General features: G+C 67.7%; 15 protein-coding genes. 8 read left to right on the plus strand and 7 right to left on the minus strand.

Annotation, left to right across the window (positions count from 1 at the left end):
* Nucleotides 1–11 precede the first annotated feature (11 nt).
* Together ftsH and OU998_RS02625 are read left to right on the plus strand one after the other, a co-directional pair.
* Nucleotides 12–1973: an ATP-dependent zinc metalloprotease FtsH gene (gene ftsH, locus OU998_RS02620; protein WP_267515298.1), complete on the plus strand. Its 1962-nt coding sequence runs from the start codon at nt 12–14 to the stop codon at nt 1971–1973.
* A 193-nt stretch (nt 1974–2166) separates the two neighbouring features.
* A complete protein-coding gene (locus tag OU998_RS02625; RefSeq protein ID WP_267515012.1) occupies nt 2167–3108 on the plus strand; it encodes an IS630 family transposase in 942 nt (313 codons plus the stop codon).
* Between the two features lie 67 nt (nt 3109–3175).
* Here OU998_RS02625 and OU998_RS02630 read toward each other — a convergent pair whose 3' ends face one another.
* Complete coding sequence (locus OU998_RS02630) at nt 3176–4012, minus strand: aldo/keto reductase (protein WP_267515299.1); 837 nt, start codon at nt 4010–4012, stop codon at nt 3176–3178.
* Between the two features lie 60 nt (nt 4013–4072).
* Between OU998_RS02630 and OU998_RS02635 the strand changes: the two genes are divergently transcribed.
* A complete protein-coding gene (locus tag OU998_RS02635; RefSeq protein WP_267515300.1) occupies nt 4073–5044 on the plus strand; it encodes an alpha/beta fold hydrolase in 972 nt (323 codons plus the stop codon).
* A 185-nt stretch (nt 5045–5229) separates the two neighbouring features.
* Here the strand turns inward: OU998_RS02635 and OU998_RS02640 are convergent, their stop codons facing one another.
* Complete coding sequence (locus tag OU998_RS02640; protein WP_267515301.1) at nt 5230–6234, minus strand: LLM class flavin-dependent oxidoreductase; 1005 nt, start codon at nt 6232–6234, stop codon at nt 5230–5232.
* 93 nt (nt 6235–6327) lie between these two features.
* Here OU998_RS02640 and OU998_RS02645 point away from each other — a divergent pair, with 93 nt between their 5' ends.
* From OU998_RS02645 to recA, 5 genes are all read left to right on the plus strand, one after another.
* Complete coding sequence (locus tag OU998_RS02645) at nt 6328–6597, plus strand: ribonuclease (protein ID WP_267515302.1); 270 nt, start codon at nt 6328–6330, stop codon at nt 6595–6597.
* A 74-nt stretch (nt 6598–6671) separates the two neighbouring features.
* Nucleotides 6672–7169 carry a hypothetical protein gene (locus OU998_RS02650; RefSeq protein ID WP_267515303.1) on the plus strand — a complete coding sequence of 166 codons (498 nt, stop codon included), beginning with the start codon at nt 6672–6674 and terminating at the stop codon, nt 7167–7169.
* Complete coding sequence (locus OU998_RS02655; RefSeq protein ID WP_267515304.1) at nt 7166–7978, plus strand: PA-phosphatase; 813 nt, start codon at nt 7166–7168, stop codon at nt 7976–7978. The genes OU998_RS02650 and OU998_RS02655 overlap by 4 nt, the downstream gene beginning before the upstream one ends.
* A 69-nt stretch (nt 7979–8047) precedes the next feature.
* Nucleotides 8048–9952 (plus strand): M20/M25/M40 family metallo-hydrolase, encoded by a 1905-nt coding sequence (locus OU998_RS02660; protein WP_267515305.1) that lies wholly within the window; start codon nt 8048–8050, stop codon nt 9950–9952.
* A 166-nt stretch (nt 9953–10118) separates the two neighbouring features.
* The gene (recA, locus tag OU998_RS02665) at nt 10119–11198 is read left to right on the plus strand and encodes a recombinase RecA (RefSeq protein ID WP_008261712.1); all 1080 of its coding nucleotides are present in this window, start codon (nt 10119–10121) and stop codon (nt 11196–11198) included.
* A gap of 135 nt (nt 11199–11333) precedes the next feature.
* Here the strand turns inward: recA and OU998_RS02670 are convergent, their stop codons facing one another.
* From OU998_RS02670 to OU998_RS02690, 5 genes are all read right to left on the minus strand, one after another.
* Complete coding sequence (locus OU998_RS02670; protein WP_267516682.1) at nt 11334–11768, minus strand: type II toxin-antitoxin system VapC family toxin; 435 nt, start codon at nt 11766–11768, stop codon at nt 11334–11336.
* A 321-nt stretch (nt 11769–12089) separates the two neighbouring features.
* Nucleotides 12090–14294: a 3-hydroxyacyl-CoA dehydrogenase NAD-binding domain-containing protein gene (locus tag OU998_RS02675; RefSeq protein ID WP_267516683.1), complete on the minus strand. Its 2205-nt coding sequence runs from the start codon at nt 14292–14294 to the stop codon at nt 12090–12092.
* A gap of 16 nt (nt 14295–14310) precedes the next feature.
* Nucleotides 14311–15516, minus strand: coding sequence for an acetyl-CoA C-acetyltransferase (locus OU998_RS02680; protein ID WP_267515306.1), 1206 nt, complete (start codon nt 15514–15516; stop codon nt 14311–14313).
* A 262-nt stretch (nt 15517–15778) separates the two neighbouring features.
* Nucleotides 15779–16000: a hypothetical protein gene (locus OU998_RS02685; protein WP_267515307.1), complete on the minus strand. Its 222-nt coding sequence runs from the start codon at nt 15998–16000 to the stop codon at nt 15779–15781.
* A 60-nt stretch (nt 16001–16060) separates the two neighbouring features.
* Entirely contained in the window at nt 16061–17308 is a 1248-nt protein-coding gene (locus OU998_RS02690; RefSeq protein WP_267515308.1) for a PQQ-dependent sugar dehydrogenase, read from the minus strand.
* Between the last annotated feature and the right edge of the window lie 194 nt (nt 17309–17502).

Below are 17502 nucleotides of genomic sequence, written 5' to 3' on the forward strand. Positions count from 1 at the left end.
CGAGGACCTCAATGAACCTGCGTAATCTGGCGATCACGGGCGTCATCATCCTGGCCCTGCTTGCGGCCTATGCCGCCGTCTCGCAAGGCGGAGCCATGACCGGCATGACGGCCCAGGGGCCCGGCGCCGCCCGCCCTGAAACCATCACCTATTCCCAGCTGGTGCAGCGGGTACGGGCTGGTGATATCAAGGAAGCCACCGTGCGCGGCGACCAGGTGACCGGCGTCTACAAGAACGAAGGCCGCTTCACCGCCACCACGCCCTACCCGAACGAGCAACTGGTCAACGACATGCTGGCGGCCAACGTCAACGTCGACGCCAAGACCACGCGCCAGTCGATCTGGATGAGCCTGCTGATGGGCATCCTGCCGATCGCGCTGCTGGTCGGGGTGTGGATCTTCTTCATGCGCCAGATGCAGGGCGGGGCGCGCGGCGCCATGGGCTTCGGCAAGTCCAAGGCCAAGCTGCTGACCGAGCATAAGGGCCGCAAGACCTTCGACGACGTCGCCGGCGTGGACGAGGCCAAGGACGAACTGCAGGAGGTCGTCGACTTCCTGAAGGATCCGGGCAAGTTCCAGCGCCTGGGCGGCAAGATCCCCAAGGGCGCCCTGCTGGTCGGCCCTCCCGGCACCGGCAAGACCCTGCTGGCCCGCGCTGTGGCGGGTGAAGCCGGCGTGCCCTTCTTCTCGATCTCGGGTTCGGACTTCGTCGAGATGTTCGTCGGCGTCGGCGCGTCGCGGGTTCGCGACATGTTCGAACAGGCCAAGAAGAATGCGCCCTGCATCATCTTCATCGATGAGATCGACGCCGTGGGTCGCCATCGCGGCGCCGGCCTGGGCGGCGGCAATGACGAGCGCGAACAGACGCTGAACCAGCTGCTGGTCGAGATGGACGGGTTCGAGGCCTCCGAGAACATTATCCTGATCGCCGCCACCAACCGTCCCGACGTGCTGGACCCGGCCCTGCTGCGTCCCGGCCGCTTCGACCGCCAGGTGGTGGTGCCCAATCCGGACGTCTCGGGTCGTGAGCGTATTCTGCGCGTCCACATGAAGGACGTGCCCCTGGCCGCCGACGTCAACGTCAAGACCATCGCGCGCGGCACGCCCGGCTTCTCGGGCGCCGACCTGGCCAATCTGGTCAATGAGGCGGCCCTGACGGCGGCCCGCAAGGACCGTCGCATGGTCACGCACCGCGACTTTGAAGACGCCAAGGACAAGGTGCTGATGGGCTCGGAGCGTCGCTCGATGGCGATGAACGAGGAAGAAAAGCGCCTGACCGCCTATCACGAGGCCGGTCACGCCATCGTCGCCATGAACGTCAAGATGGCCGACCCGGTGCACAAGGCGACCATCGTCCCGCGCGGTCGCGCCCTGGGCATGGTGATGCAACTGCCGGAAGGCGACCGCTATTCGATGAAGTACCAGCAGATGATCGACCGGATCGCCATCATGGCCGGCGGTCGGGTGGCCGAGGAGCTGATCTTCGGCAAGGAGAACATCACCTCCGGCGCGTCTTCGGACATCGAACAGGCGACCAAACTGGCCCGCGCCATGGTCACACGCTGGGGCTTCTCCGAGAAGCTGGGCACGGTGGCTTACGGCGACAATCAGGAAGAAGTCTTCCTGGGCCACTCGGTGGCGCGCAGCCAGAACGTCTCGGAAGAGACGGCCCGCACCATCGATGAGGAGGTCCGTCGTCTGGTCGCCTCCGGCTGGGACGAGGCCCGCAAGATCCTGACGACCAAGGCCGATCACCACGAGAAGCTGTCGCAGGCCCTGCTGGAGTACGAGACCCTGTCGGGCGAAGAGATCAAGGATCTGCTGGAGAAGGGCGTCGCCCCGAACCGCGATGAGAACAACTTCCCCAACGCCGGACCCTCGGTCTCGGTGCCGGTGACGCCGGTCTCGGACGGAGCCACGGTCGAGGTTCCGGTCGCCGCCCCTGCCGCGACCAGCGTGCCGACGGTTCACTGAGGTCTGGGGCTTGATGAAGACGAGAGACCCGCCGGGGGCGACCCCGGCGGGTTTTTTCATAGGGGCTGTCTGGTCCCCCGCTATCCGTCATCCGAGGACAAGCTCTAGAGCATGGCTCGCTTTGACGGAATCGGGATTCCCAAGTTTGCGGTGATCTGATTCAACGTTCGTGCTGGATGGGAGGCCAGCCCGGATGACGGCTCCTTATTCGATGGATCTTCGTGAGCGAGCGTTGGCGCGTAAGGCGGAGGGCGAGACACACCGGGAGATCGCGGCGGCGCTTCGGATCAGTCCGTCTTGCGTGTCCAAGTGGACGAAGCGAGTTGGAGAGACAGGTTCGGTGGCGCCGGGCCAGGTCGGCGGCCACAAGCCTCGCACGCTGTCAGGAGACTGCGCCGAATGGCTGCGCACCCGCATCGCCTCAGGGCCGTTCACGCTCAGAGGACTGACGGCCGAACTTGCCGCGCGCGGGATCAAGACCGGCCCTCGAGCGGTGTGGGTGTTCGTGCACGCTGAAGGACTGAGCTTCAAAAAAACACTGCTGCCTGAGGAGCAGGCCCGGCCTGACGTCGCGCGCCGCCGCGCACGCTGGAAGGCGCATCAGGGGCGGATCGACCCGTCGCGACTGGTGTTCCTGGACGAGACCTGGGTCAAGACCAACATGGCGCCCTTGCGCGGCTGGGGGCCGAGGGGGCGACGCTTGAAGGGCCACTCGCCCTTCGGTCACTGGAAAACCCTGACCTTCATCGCCGCCCTGCGCCATGACCGGATCGACGCGCCCTGGGTTATCGATGGTCCGATCAACGGCGCGATCTTCCTCGTCTACATCGAGAAAATACTGGCGCCGACCCTGTCGCCTGGCGACGTCGTCGTCCTCGACAACCTCGGCAGTCACAAGGGCAAGGCCGCCCGCGCCGCTGTCAGGGCCAAAGGCGCACACATGATCTTCCTGCCCCCTTACTCCCCCGACCTGAACCCCATCGAACAGGTCTTCGCCAAGCTCAAACACCTCATGCGCAACGCCCAGCCCAGAACCATTGAAGCCACGTGGCGAAAGGCCGGAGAGATCATCAACCTCTTCAGCCCCGCCGAATGTGCGAACTACCTCGTCAACTCAGGATACGGTTCCGTGTGAAGGAATCACGCTCTAGGATGACGAGCGTCAATGCGGGTGCGCCTCGAGCGCGGCCGTTTGACCGCCCTCAGATGATGTCCAGCGGCGTCTCGCGCGTCGGCGGGGGAAACGCCTCATCCAGACGTTCCAGGTCCTCGAGATCGAATTGGATCTCCAGGGCGTCGGCATTGGCCTCGACGTGTTCGACCGAGCCGGCCTTGGGAATGGCGATGACGCCGTCGTGGCGCAGGATGGCGGCGAGCGCCACCTGAGCCGGGTCGGCGCTGTGGCGGTTGGCGATGTCGCGGATCAGGGGCTGTTCCAGCAACTCGCCGCGCCCCAGGGGCGAATAGGCCATCATCGGCATGTCGCGCGCCTGCATCCACGGCAGCAGATCGAACTCCACCCCGCGCGAGCCCAGATTATACAGCAGCTGGTTGACGGCGCAGTCCTCGGCCCCCTCGATCTCCATCAGCCGCTCCATGGTGCGCATATCCAGGTTGGACACGCCCCAGCGGGCGATCATCCCGTCGTCGACCAGTTCACGGAAGGCCTCAACCGTCTCCTCGAGTGGGACATTGCCCTCCCAGTGCAGCAGATACAGGTCCAGCCGGTCGGTCCCCAGCCGTTCCAGCGACTTCTCGCAGGCCAGCATCATCTTCATTTCCGACGCGTTTTCGGGCCGCACCTTGGAAACCAGGAAGACCTCGTCGCGGCGCCCGGCGATGACCTCGCCCACCAGCCGTTCGGAGCGGCCGTCGCCATAGAGCTCGGCCGTGTCGATCAGGGTCAGGCCCAGGTCGATGCCGCGCGCCAGGGCCTGCTGCTCCTCATCGCGCCAGGCGGGGTCGTCGCCCATCTCCCACGTGCCTTGGCCCAGGGCGGGAACGGTCGTACCGTCTGCAAAGGTGACGAGGCGGGTCATGTCCGTCCTGTTCGATGAGCGGCGGGAAACGCCGCCTTGGCTAGGGAGGGGGAGGTTGAAATGCGCACCCGGCTTATCAAGACCGACGGCCTTGTCCAACAGGTGCTGGAGGCGGGGTTCGAAGACCCCAACGCGCCCCTGGTCCTGTTGATCCATGGTTTCCCTGAGCTGGGGCTCAGCTGGCGCGCCCAGGTCGAGGCCTTGTCCCAGGCGGGCTGTCATGTCGTGGCCCCGGACATGCGCGGATATGGAGGCACGGACAAGCCCAAAGGCGCCGACGCCTGTTCGATCCTGCATCTGGTCGGGGACATGGTCGATCTGGTGCGGGCGCTCGGCAAGTCGACCTGCGTCGTCGTGGGCCACGACTGGGGCGCGCCGGTCGCCTGGCATTGCGCCCTGTTGAGGCCCGATCTGTTCACGGCGGTGGCCGGCCTGTCCGTGCCGTTCCAGCCGCGTCGACCTCAGGGACCGCCGACGGCCGTCATGGCCATCCTGTCCGAACGGGCGGGCCTGGGCGATCTCTACATCAGTCGGTTCCAGGCGGCCGACGCCCATCTGGCGCTGGAGGCCGATCCGGCGACGACGTTGAGGAAACTGTTCTGGGCCTATGACGGCGCCACCCCGGCCGTGAAACGCGCCACCGGCTTCATGGCGCGCGGCGTCGGCCTGCTGGACAGTATAGACGACGGCGCCGACCTGCCGCCGTGGATGAGCCCCGCCCATTTCGCCGAATATGTTCAGGCCTTCACGGCCGGCGGCTTCGACGGGCCTTTGAACTGGTATCGGGCCATCGACCTGAACTGGTCGCTGACGGCCTTCGTCCAGGATCAGCAGATTCTCCAGCCGGCCCTGTTCATCGTCGGCGAGGATGACCCCGTCCGACACTACGCCGGTTCGGCCGAGGCGGGGCTGAAGGACTGGGTTCCGAACCTGACCCGGTCGGTGGTCCTGCCCGGCGCGGGCCACTGGATCCAGCAGGAACGGGCGGATGAGGTGAGTGGGCTGTTGCTGGCGTTTCTGGGAGAGCTCTGACCCACTTCCTTCTCCCATTCGGAGAAGGTGGCCCGCAGGGTCGGATGAGGGACCGCCGGTGGGCCAATTCGCACCACCTTACCCCTCACCCTTTGGCTGCTTCGCGCCGCCCTTCGGGTCGCGCAAGACCGATCGCTGACGCTCTTGGGCGCTTAAGCCCTCTCCCGGCGGGAGAGGGGAAGGATTCACGCCGCCTGCGCCGTCTCCATCCGTCCGCGAACCTCGGCGACGATTTCCAGGCTGCGGATACGGGCGGCGTTGTCGAAGGCCATGCCGGTGATCATCAGTTCGTCGACGCCGGTCAGGGCGATGAAGTCCGAGAGCTTTTTGCGTACGGTGTCCGGCCCGCCGACGGCTGAGTAAAGCAGGCGGCTGCGCGCCCCCTCGATCTGTTGCGGGGTCAGGATGGCCGCGATGTCGTCGACGGGCGGCGGAAGCTTGCCCGGTTTGCCGGTCGAGAGACGCGCGAAACTCTGTTGCATCGAGGTGGACAGGCGCGCGCCTTGCTCGTCCGTGTCGGCGGCGAAGACATTGATCGCGGCCATGGCGTGGGGCTGGGCCAGCCGGTCGGACGGGATGAAGCTGCGGCGATACAGGGCCAGGGCCTCCAGCAGCAGTTCGGGCGCGAAATGGCTGGCGAAGGCGTAGGGCAGGCCCAGTTGGCCCGCCAACTGGGCGCTGAACAGGCTGGAGCCCAACAGCCAGATCGGCACGCGCAGACCGGCGCCCGGGACGGCGCGAACGGGTTGATTGTCGGACGCCGGCTCGAACCACTGGATCAGTTCGACCACGTCGCGCGGGAACTGGTCGGCGCCCTCGAAATAGCGGCGCAGGGCGCGGGCGGTGGCGCCGTCCGTGCCGGGCGCGCGGCCCAGGCCGACGTCGATCCGGCCGGGGAACAGGGTCTCCAGGGTGCCGAACTGTTCGGCGACGACCAGGGGCGCGTGGTTGGGCAGCATGACGCCGCCGGAGCCGACGCGGATTCGCTGGGTCCCCGCCGCCACATGGCCGATGACGACGGCGGTCGCCGCGCTGGCGATGCCGGGCATGTTGTGGTGCTCGGCCAGCCAGAAGCGTTCATAGCCCAGGCGATCGGCGGCCTGAGCCAGGGCCAGGGTCTCGTCGAGGGCGCGACGGGCGTCGCCGCCTTCGACGATGGGAGACAAGTCGAGCACTGAGAACGGGATCATGGACCCTAGATCGGGGCTGGCGGGGCGCGATCAAGGGGGCGGGGAACCGTAACTGGATCGGCGGCTTTCACTTTCGACCACAAGGAGCGGACGATGACCGACGCCAATTCCCCCGAACCGACCGACTGCGAAGACGCCCGCGAGGCCGCCGACATGGGCGAGCGCCCGGACCTGGGCCACAAGGCCGACGCCCTGATCCAGGCCCTGGACGGAAGCGATTCGGGGTCGGACACGCGGGCCGGCTCGCTGCGCGGGGGTTCAGCCTCCGGCTCGGACGACGATCCGGACTCAGAGGTCATCAATGAAGCCTTGGCGGCCGAGGGCCGGGCCTGGAAAAGCGGCGGCGAGCCGCGCGACCGCTGAACGCACGCCTTGCCGCCGCCGCATCCATGCGCCACGGTGGCGACTTGACCATGGGTCCAAGGGACGATTCCCCGATGATACGCCGTACGGCGGCCTCGGCCGCCTTAGTTTGCCTTTGCCTTGCCGGTTGCGACGACCGGTCGAAGGCCGAACAAGCGCCCGTTGAGGCCGCTGCCGCCGCCCCGCGTGAAAAGACCGCGCCGGCCGTCACCGACGCGCCGGCGACGCCCGAGCCTGCAGTCGCCGTTCCGGCCGCGCCGGGTGCGCCGGCCTACGCCGCCCTCTATCCCGGCGCCGCCCTGGACCAGCCCGCGACGACCGCTGCGGGACCGGACGGCGAAGGCGGGTTGGTGACCTTCACGACCGCCGCCACCCCCGACGATGTGGTGGCCTTTTATCGCACCCGCGCCGAGGAAGCGGGCCTGACTTCGGTCATGGGCATGAACCAGGGCGACGCCCGCGCCTATGGGGCGGCCGGCGGTCAGGCGGGATCCGCCAATCTGCAGGTGGTGGCGGCGCCGGGCGAAGGCGGCGCAACCTCGGTGCAGCTGAGCTGGAGCGCGGGGCTTTGAAGGCGGTCGCCGCCCTGGGCGCGGCGACTCTGGTCCTGACCCTTTCGACGGGCTGCGCGCCGGCCGCTCGGCCTTCGCCCTCGCCGATCTTCATCGCCGTCGACCAGGGCTATCTGGCGCCGGACGCGCTGGTGCGGCTGGCCGGGGCGATCCCTTCGACGCCGGTCACGGGGTCGGCTCAGGATCTGACCGATCACGCCGCCTCGGCGGGTTTCGTCGCGCTCGAGGATTCGGATCGCTGGCTGCTGGCCACCGCCCATGCCGAACTGCGCCCGCCGCTGGCTCTGCAGCATTTCGACTGCGCCCTGGGGGTCCGTCTGGGATCGGCTGAAACCCCGGCCCTGGATCGGATGGCGGCGCGGGCCTTTCATGACGCTCGCGCGGCGGCGGCTCTGGCGGGTGCGCGTGGTCAAAGGGCGCGACCGGTGGCCGAGGATCCCGCACGCCGCGCCTGTCAGACCCTGACCCCGGAGGCCCGGCGCAGTTCGGCCTATCCGTCGACGGCGGCGGTGGTGGGAACCGTCTATGCCGAGGCCCTGGCCCGGATTTCCCCGCAACAGGCCGGGCCGGCGCGCCGGATCGGCCATGAGATCGGCGTCAGTCGCCTGGTCTGCGCCATGGACTATCCCAGCGATGTGGCCGCGGGCGAGGCCCTGGGTCGGGCCGTCATGGCCGAGATCGCGGCCACCCCCGCCTTCCAGGCCGAGGTCGTCGCCGCGCGCGCCGAGATTGAGGCCGCACGCGCGACCGGGCGGACCAACCCCGGCTGTGCGGCGGAACGCGCGGCCCTGGCGGTTCGCCTGCCCTGACATCCCGCACTTGCGAAACGGCGCAGGCTCGGCCCTATTGGCGAGATGACGCCTCGGGGGATGCATCTAATGCGGCTGGCCTTGTTGTTGACGGCCCTGGCGGCGGCGCTGGGCCTGGCCGCGATCACGACTCAGACGCCCCGGCCCGCGCCGGCGAGCGCCCGTTCTGCGGATTTCTCGGCGGAACGGGCCATGGCGGATGTGCGGGTCATGGCGCGCTCGCCCCGCCCGGTCGGTTCGACCGATCACGCCCTGGTCCAGACCTATCTGTATGGCCGGATGGCCCAGCTGGGCCTGTCGCCCAGACTTCAGGCCGGCGCCCTGTCGCCTGCGGCGGTGAAACGGATCGAGGATCGGGGCGAAACGGTCGAGGGTCTGTCGGTGGTCAATCTGGTCGGCGTCCTGCCGGGCCGTAACCCCAGTCTGCCGCTGGTGGTGATGATGGCCCATTACGACAGCGTGCCCGGCTCGCCGGGCGCGGCGGACGACGCCAGCGGCGTGGCGGCGGTGCTCGAGGCCGTGCGGGCGATCAAGGCGCGGGGGCCGGCCGAGCGGGGCTTGATCATCCTGCTGACCGACGGGGAGGAGCTGAACCTGGACGGGGCGCGGGCCTTCTTCAGCGAACATCCGCTGCGTCATCGGGTCGGGGCGGTGGTGAACCTGGAGGCGCGCGGCGGCGGCGGTCGGGCCATGATGTTCGAGACCGGTCCCGGCAACGCCCAGACCATTGATCTGTATGCGCGGGCGACGCGCCGGGCGGACGGCGGGCCGTCCAGCAACGCCCTGGCTGTCTTCGTCTATCGGCTGATGCCGAACGGGACCGATTTCACCATCGCCGCCGACCGGGGTCTGGCCGGGGTCAATCTGGCCTTCATCGGCCGCCCGGCCCAGTATCATTCGCCCGGCTCGACTCCCGATGCCCTGGATCAGGGCAGTGTGCAGCATATCGGATCCCAGGCGCTGGAGACGGCCGACGCCCTGGTGCGGGCGCCGGTCCTGCCGAAAGCCACGCACAACGCCGTCTATGCCGACATCTTCGGCCTGGGGCTGCTGCGGCACGGACCGGACGCGGGCTGGGGTCTGCTAGGCCTGGCCTTTGTGCTGACCGGTTTCGCCGCCTGGGGGGCGCGCCACGCCACGGGTCTGACCTGGAGACAGGGGGTGAAGGGCTTCACCGGCGGGCTGTGGCTGCTGAGCGCGGGCGTGGTCGTGGCCCAGGCGGCGCGAGTCCTGGCCGGGCCGGTCGGCGAGCGGATCGACTCGTCCGAGATCTACTACATGATGCTGCGTCGCCTGCCGTGGATGGAAGCGGGCGTGGGGCTGGCCGTGCTCGGGGCGATGTTCGCTCTGATCGCCGGGCGCGCCCTGATCGGACGGCGGCTGCTGGCGGGCGTTGTCGCGGCGGCGGCCGCGCTGGCGACGGCCATGGGCGGGTTCAATCCCGTGGTGCTGGGCACGGCCGGAATCGCGGTGGTGCTGAGCCTGTGGCCGGGCGGCGAGGATGAGACGGCCTGGGGCGGCTGGCTGGGCGCGATCATGCTGGTTTTGACCCTGGGGGTTCTGGTCCAGGCCGTGGCGCCCGAGGCGGCCCTGCTGTTCGTCTGGACGGGCTTGGCGGCCGCCTTCGCCGCGGCCCTGGCGGCGGTGATCGGCGCGCGGCTGGAGCGGTGGGCGGCTCTGGCGCCGGCGGCTGTGGTCACGGTCGTCGTCGGCGGCTGGCTGGCGGGATTGGGCCATTTCATCTTTCTCGGCGTGGGGATGGACCAGCCGGGCGCGCTGGGCCTGATCGCCCTGCTGATCCTCGCCCTGGCTCGCCCCTTGGCGCCCGCCAGGCTGGACGCGTCCGGAACGGCCAATCCCGCCGTCCACACCCTCGCGGGTCTGGCGGCGGCCGTGCTGATCCTCGGCTGCGGCCTGTCCATGGCGGCCGGCCATGCCGAACCGGCGTCAGCGGTCGATGTGGCTGTTCCTTGATGCGTCAGAATCGGACGTAGGTTCGGATGTTCTCATTTGTTCTCGATGAGAACATCTTGTGAACCAGAACAAACCGTGCACATAGTCGGTCTCACAAACGGGGGCGGGTCCATGGCGGGTCTCTCCCAAGCTTCTGACGGGAATCATGGCAAGGGAGACGAAGGCAATGGCACAGGCGGCTTTGAAACTGGTGGGCAAGGAAGACGGCGACAAGCAACGCGCTCTGGAGGCGGCGATCGCGCAGATCGATCGCGCCTTCGGCAAGGGTTCGGTGATGAAACTGGGCAAGGGCGGGGTCGCCGACGTGATCCCCTCGGTGTCCACCGGGTCCCTGGGTCTGGATATGGCGCTGGGCATCGGCGGCCTGCCGCGCGGACGGGTGATCGAGGTCTTCGGTCCTGAGTCCTCGGGCAAGACGACCCTGGCCCTGCATACGGTGGCCGAGGTTCAGAAGGCCGGCGGCACCGCCGCCTTCGTCGACGCCGAACACGCGCTGGACCCCGGCTATGCCCAGAAGCTGGGCGTCAATCTGGACGATCTGCTGGTGTCCCAGCCGGACACCGGCGAACAGGCGCTGGAGATCGTCGACACCCTGGTGCGCTCCGGCGCCGTGGACATCGTGGTCGTCGATTCCGTCGCCGCCCTGACGCCGCGCGCCGAGATCGAGGGCGAAATGGGCGACAGCCTGCCGGGCCTTCAGGCGCGTCTGATGAGCCAGGCGCTGCGCAAGCTGACGGCCTCCATCTCCAAGTCGAACTGTATCGTCCTGTTCATCAACCAGATCCGCCACAAGATCGGCGTCATGTACGGCTCGCCCGAGACGACGACGGGCGGCAATGCGCTGAAGTTCTACGCCTCGGTGCGTCTGGATATCCGCCGCACCGGCGCGATCAAGAACCGCGACGAGGTGGTCGGCAACACCACCCGGGTCAAGGTGGTCAAGAACAAGGTCGCCCCGCCGTTCCGCGAGGTCATCTTCGACATCATGTACGGCGAGGGCATCTCCAAACTGGGCGAAATCATCGACCTGGGCGTCAAGGCCGGGGTGATCGAGAAGTCGGGCAGCTGGTTCAGCTATGACTCGACCCGGATCGGCCAGGGCCGCGAGAATGTGCGCGAATTCCTGAAACAGAACCCCGACATCGCCGCCTCGATCGAAAAGGCGGTGCGGGCTTCGACCAGCAAGATCGCCGACGAACTGCTGGGCACGCCCGAGCCGGACGAAGGCCAGGATCTCGAAGGCTGACGACCGTCTCGCCTTCCTAGACACTCCGTCGCCCCAAGCGACCCGCCACCGACCCCGCGAGGGGCGGCGGAGCGACCCGTCCGACCTCGTGTCGGACGGGTCTTTTTTGGGCCGTGTCGCGAGGGCCGGCCGTCTTCAGCAGTCAATGACGGTCAAATAGTCAGGATCGACGCGGGCGATCCTCTGCATGACGGCGTCGCGCGAGACGAGGGGGATCCGCATGACCCGCGCCGTCGCCATCAGGAAACAGTCCCGTGGATCCCTGTGCCCCGTCCGCGTCACCACATCGGCGGACTCCAGGGCGATCCTTTGTCGGATGGGGGTGATCCGGGCCCCGGTGGCCTGGACGGCCTCTCGAAACCAGGTCTTGGGCGACAGAACGCCGAGATCAGGCCGGTTCGCCTGGACCGACTTTTGCGCGGCGACGCCGAGTTCCCACGCCGTTACGGGCGACACATAGAGACGATCCTCAGCCTGGGCGTCGGCAATGGCGACGAGGGCGGCGTCTGAAAGAGGCGTCGTGCCTGAAACCAGCCAGTAGAGAACGTGCGTATCGAGGAGCGCGCTAATGGAAAGGGCTCAGTCGTGAGAGAGGCGGCTGGGCTTGGGGCGCGCCTTTGAGACCTGTTCGAAGATGGGCTTGGTCAGGTCCACCTCGGGTCGTAGGGCAAGCTTCCCCTGCAGCGCGCCGAGACCGTGCACCTGGACCAGGCGTCCAGACCGCGTATCGCGAACCGTCTTCGACGGCGATGAGGCTGGAAACACGTGTGCCATATTCCGAATATAGCGCGTTCGAACGCCGATCTCCAGTTTCAGGCCTTTCAATCGGCTCAAACCAAAACGGGCGACCCGAAGGCCGCCCGTTCCGTCGTCTGACGATGTCGTCGCCGATCAGGCGGCGGCCTTCTCCGGGGCGAACTTGCCGTAGAAGGTCTCGTTCTTGGCGGCCATGTCGCGCAGCAACTGCGGGACCTTGAACCGGTCGCCGTAGGTCGCGGCCAGACGGTCCGCCGTCTCGACGAACTTGGCCAGGCCGACGCCGTCGATCATGCTGATCGGGCCGCCGGTCCAGGGCGCGAAGCCCCAGCCCAGGATGGCGCCCAGGTCGGCCTCACGCGGGTCGTCGATGACGCCCTCTTCCCAGCAACGCGCCACTTCCACCGCCTGGCGATACAGCAGGCGCGTCTTCAGCTCGTCGATCTGGGCGAAGGCGGTCGCCTCCTCGGGCTTGTCGATGCCCTTGGTGGTCGGCGCCAGGTCGCTCAGCCCCTTCCAGATCGTCTTGGGCTTCTGATCATAGTCATAGAAGCCCTTGCCGTTCTTGCGGCCGAAGCGTCCGTCTTCGACCATCTTGGCGACGATGTCGGCGCCTTCCGACGGGACGTATTTGTCGCCCAGGTCCAGCGCCGTCTGTTTGGCGATCTTGTAGGACAGGTCCAGGGCGACGTCGTCGTGCATCTCCAGCGGGCCGCGCGGCATGCCGGTCATGCGGCCGACATTGTCGATCAGGGCCGGGCCGTAGCCTTCTTCCAGCATCGCCATGCCTTCCAACAGGAAGGTGGAGAAGCAGCGCGAGGTGTAGAAGCCGCGGCTGTCGTTGACGACGATCGGGGTCTTCTTGATCTTCAGCACATAGTCCAGCGCCTTGGCGATGGCGGCCTGACCCGTCTTTTCGCCCAGGATGATCTCGACCAGCATCATCTTGTCGACGGGCGAGAAGAAGTGGATGCCGATGAAGTCTTCGGGCCGGACGCTGGCCTCGGCCAAGCCGGTGATCGGCAGGGTCGAGGTGTTGGAGCCAAAGACGGCGCCCTCGACCAGCTGGGCCTCGGCGCGCTTGGTGACGTCGGCCTTGATCTCGCGGCTTTCGAACACGGCCTCGACCACCAGGTCAGACCCCTTGATGTGGTCATAGTCGGTCGTCGCCGTGACCAGGGCCAGGGTGGCGTCATACTTGTCCTGCGTCATCTGACCGCGCGACAGACGCTTCTTCAGCAGCTCCTCGACATGGGCCTTGCCCTTGTCGGCGGCTTCCTGGGTCTGGTCGATCAGCACCGTCTCGATGCCGGCCATGACCTGCACATAGGCGATGCCCGCGCCCATCATGCCCGCGCCCAGGACCGAGACCTTCTTCGGGTCCGACTTGGGCACATCGGCCGGACGCACGGCGCCCTTGTCCAGCTCCTGCTTCGATAGGAACAGGCTGCGGATCATGGCCTGGGCCTGCGGCGTCATCAGGGTCTTGATGAAATAGCGGGTCTCGATGCGCAGGGCCGCGTCCATCGGAACCTGGGTTCCCTCGTAGACGGCCTTCATCAGGTTCAGCACGGCCGGATAGTTGCCGTAGGACTGTTTGCGCAGCATGGCGTTGCCGACCATGAAGTTCTGGATGCCGGCCGGGTGATAGGGGCCGCCGCCGGGCAGTTTGAACGACTTGTCGTCCCACGGCTGCACGGCCTTGCCGCCCGACTCGACTTTGGTCTTGATCCAGGTCTTGGCGGCCTCGACCGACTGACCCTTCTCGACCACCTCATGGACGATGCCTGCGCCCTTGGCGTCGTTCGGACGGAAGGACTTGCCCTCGCTCATGGCCATCATGGCGTTTTGCACGCCGACCAGGCGGGTCAGGCGCTGGGTGCCGCCGCCGCCGGGGAAGAGGCCGACCTTGATCTCGGGCAGGCCCAGCTGGATCTTGTTGTCGTTCTCGACCACGCGATAGTGGCAGGCCAGGGTGAACTCCAGCCCGCCGCCCAGGGCCAGGCCGTTGATCGCCGCCGCCACCGGCTTGCCGCAGGTCTCCAGCGCGCGGAAGGCGCCGTTCAGCTTCCAGCCGGCGTCGAACGCCTTTTGCAGGTCGCCGCCGCCCGACAGCACCCCGCCGGCCATGTCGCCCAGGTCCGCGCCGGCGCAGAAGCCCGACGCCTTGCCTGAGGTGATGACGGCGCCCTTGATGGTCTCGTCGGTCTTGATCCGTTCGACCAGTTCCGGGATCTCGGCCATGACCGCGCTGGTCAGGGTGTTCATCGAACGGCCGGGGACGTCGAAGGCGATGACGGCTATGCCGTCCGCGTCGATGTCGATCTTGAAGTTTTCCATAGTCATTCGCTCCGGATCAGACGCGTTCGATGACGGTGGCGGTGCCCATGCCGCCGCCGATGCACAGGGTGATCAGGGCCGTCGACTTGTTCGAGCGTTCCAGCTCGTCCAGGGCGATGCCGGTGATCATGGCGCCGGTGGCGCCCAGGGGGTGGCCCATCGAGATGCCGCCGCCGTTCACATTCATCTTGGCGTGGTCGATGTTCAGGGCCTGCATGTAGCGAAGCACGACGGCGGCGAAGGCCTCGTTCAGCTCCCACACGTCGATGTCGTCGGGCGTCATGCCCAGCTTGCCCAGCAGTTTGCGGGTCACATATTCCGGGCCGGTCAGCATGATCGACGGCTCCGAGCCGATCGAGGCCCCGCCCAGGATCTTGGCGCGCGGCTTCAGGCCCAGGGCCTTGCCGGCTTCCAGCGAACCGATCAGCACGCCGGCCGAACCGTCGACGATGCCGGACGAGTTGCCGGGGGTGTGGACGTGGTTGACGCGCTCGACCTCGGGGTAGCGCTGGTTGATCACGCTGTCGAAGGCCATTTCACCCATCATGGTGAAGGAGGGGTTCAGGCCGCCCAGGGTCTGCATGTCCGTGTTCGGACGAATGGTCTCGTCGCGGTCCAGGATGGTCAGGCCCAGCTGGTCCTTGACCGCCAGAACCGAGTTCTTGAACCGGCCCTCGGCCCAGGCCTGGGCCGCGCGCTTGTGGCTCTCGACCGAATAGGCGTCCACGTCGTCGCGGCTGAAGCCGTATTTGGTGGCGATCATGTCCGCCGACACGCCCTGCGGCACGAAATAGGTGGGGAAGGCCGACGACGGATCGGTGGGCCAGGCGCCCATGTCCGAACCCATGGGCACGCGGCTCATGACCTCGACTCCGCCGCCGACGGCGAAGTCGGCCTCGCCGGACTTCACCTTGGCGGTGGCCATGTTCACGGCTTCCAGGCCCGAGGCGCAGAAGCGGTTGACCTGAACGCCCGCCGTATATTGCGACCAGCCGGCCGACAGAACCGCCGTGCGGGCGATGTCGGCGCCGAGTTCGCCCACGGGGGTGACGCAGCCCAGGATGACGTCGTCGACCTTGGAGGTGTCCAGGTCGTTGCGGTCGCGCAGGGCCTCCAGAACCTGGGTCGCCAGGCTGAGGCCGGTGATCTCGTGCAGCGAGCCGTCCTTCTTGCCCTTGCCGCGCGGGGTGCGGACGGCGTCGTAGATATAGGCGTCAGCCATGGGCGTGTGTCTCCATTTTGATCCCGGCGCTCAAGGTCCGCCGAATGGGCGAACGTCTCGCGACCTTGGGGGAAGGACGGGTCTAAGCTCGGACGTCAAGAACCCTACGTTTACGTCAACGTCAAGTAATAAGCCGCGTGACCGGCTGCGGCGACGGGGCCGCACAAATCCAGATGGGGTCGGGTCGGAGGTCGCGCCAGCTATAAAGGCGCACAAAGACGCCGGCCGCGACCGTCACGGTCGGGCCGGCTCGGGCCGTGCGTCAGCGGGGCGGAATACGGCTGGCGCCGCCGGTGATGCGGCAGGCGTATTCGGTCTCAGGCCGGCCGCTTTGCAGACCGGTCGGGGTCAGGATGCCCTGACGCTCGGTGCAGGTGGCCTCAAGCCGCTTGAGGTCTTCCTGATAGGTGTTCGTCTGGCCGGTCGAGGCGCAGGCGGTCATCAGCGGTGCAGTCATCAGGATGGCGGCGAATATCTTGCGCATGGTGTCTCCTGTTCACGCAAAGCCTCGGCTTTGCGGTCCTGCCCCCCGGCGTCCCGCAGACTACTGCGCGACCGCCAGCCTGACCAGCTTGCCGTCATCCTGATCGGTGATGGCCCAGACCGCGCCGTCGGGCCCCACCGCCACGTCGCGGATCCGCTCGCCCAGGTCGGTCAGCAGACGTTCTTCGCCCACCACGCGGTCATTCTGGATGACCAGCCGGGCGATATGTTTCTCTCTCAGCCCGGCGACCAGCAGATCGCCGTTCCAGCCGGGGAACATGGCGCCCTGATAGAAGGTCGCCCCGCCCGGCGCGATCACTGGATCCCAGTAGTAGACCGGCTGTTCCGTGCCCGGCGCCTGCGTCGCGCCGCTGTTGATCGCGCCGCCCGCATATTCGACGCCGTAGGCCGCGTCGGGCCAGCCATAGTTCAGGCCCGGCTTGTCCAGATTGACCTCGTCGCCGCCGCGCGTGCCGTGTTCGACGGTCCAGACAGCGCCCGTGCCGGGCTGTACCGCGATCCCCTGGGCGTTGCGGTGACCCAGGCTCCAGATCTCGGGCAGGGCGCCGGCGCGGCCGACAAAGGGATTGTCCTGGGGAACCGAGCCGTCGGCGTTGATGCGGATGGTCTTGCCCATGTGCGAGCCCAGGTCCTGGGCCTGGGGCCGCATCGGCCGGTCGGAGCGTTCGCCCAGGGTAATGAACAGCTTGCCGTCCGGCGCAAAGGCCAGGGCCGAGCCGAAATGCTTGTCGCCGTCATAGACGGGCAGGGCGCGGAAGATGACCTGGACGTTCTCCACCCGCGCCCCGTCGTCGGACAGGCGGCCGCGGGCGACCGAGGTGGCGTTGCCGCCGTCACGGGGCTCCGAATAGCTCCAATAGATCAGACGGTCCTGGCCGAAGCCAGGACTTGTGACGACGTCCAGCAGGCCGCCCTGGCCGCGCGCATCGACCGGCGGCAAGCCCTGAACCGGTTCGCTGATCTGTCCCTGGGCCGTGATGATCCGCAGCCGGCCGGGCTTTTCCGTCACCAGCCAGCGGCCGTCGGGCATCAGGGCCAGTCCCCAGGGATGGACGAGGCCGGAGGCGACGACGCTGTGGTTCAATGCGACGTCGGTCTTCACGCCCGGCGCCCGGGTCTGTCCGGCGAAGGCGGGCTTCTGATCGGGATTGTTGGCCGGTCGGGTCTCCAGCGGCGCGCCCGCCTGGCCTCCTGTCTGGCCGGACGCCGGGGCGCTCTCGCCGCTGGCGCCGCAGGCTGCGGCGAGGACGAGCAGGGAGGTCGAGGCGGCGAGGATGATCAGGCGCATGGGGGTGACTCCGGTCGGGTCTGGGCGTTCCGTCTGAACAGAAGCGTCAGGGTTAGCCTTCCCGCGAAACCCTGTCATGCGCCGCATCGCCGCACGATCTCTGTAGAGACGACTTGAACCGCGCGCCCGACGGCGATATAGGCACGCCTCTTTCGCGCTGGCCCCAAGCCTCGCGGACGCCCGGAGACGGGATG

This window comes from Brevundimonas sp. SL130 (assembly GCF_026625805.1).
GTDB lineage: Bacteria > Pseudomonadota > Alphaproteobacteria > Caulobacterales > Caulobacteraceae > Brevundimonas.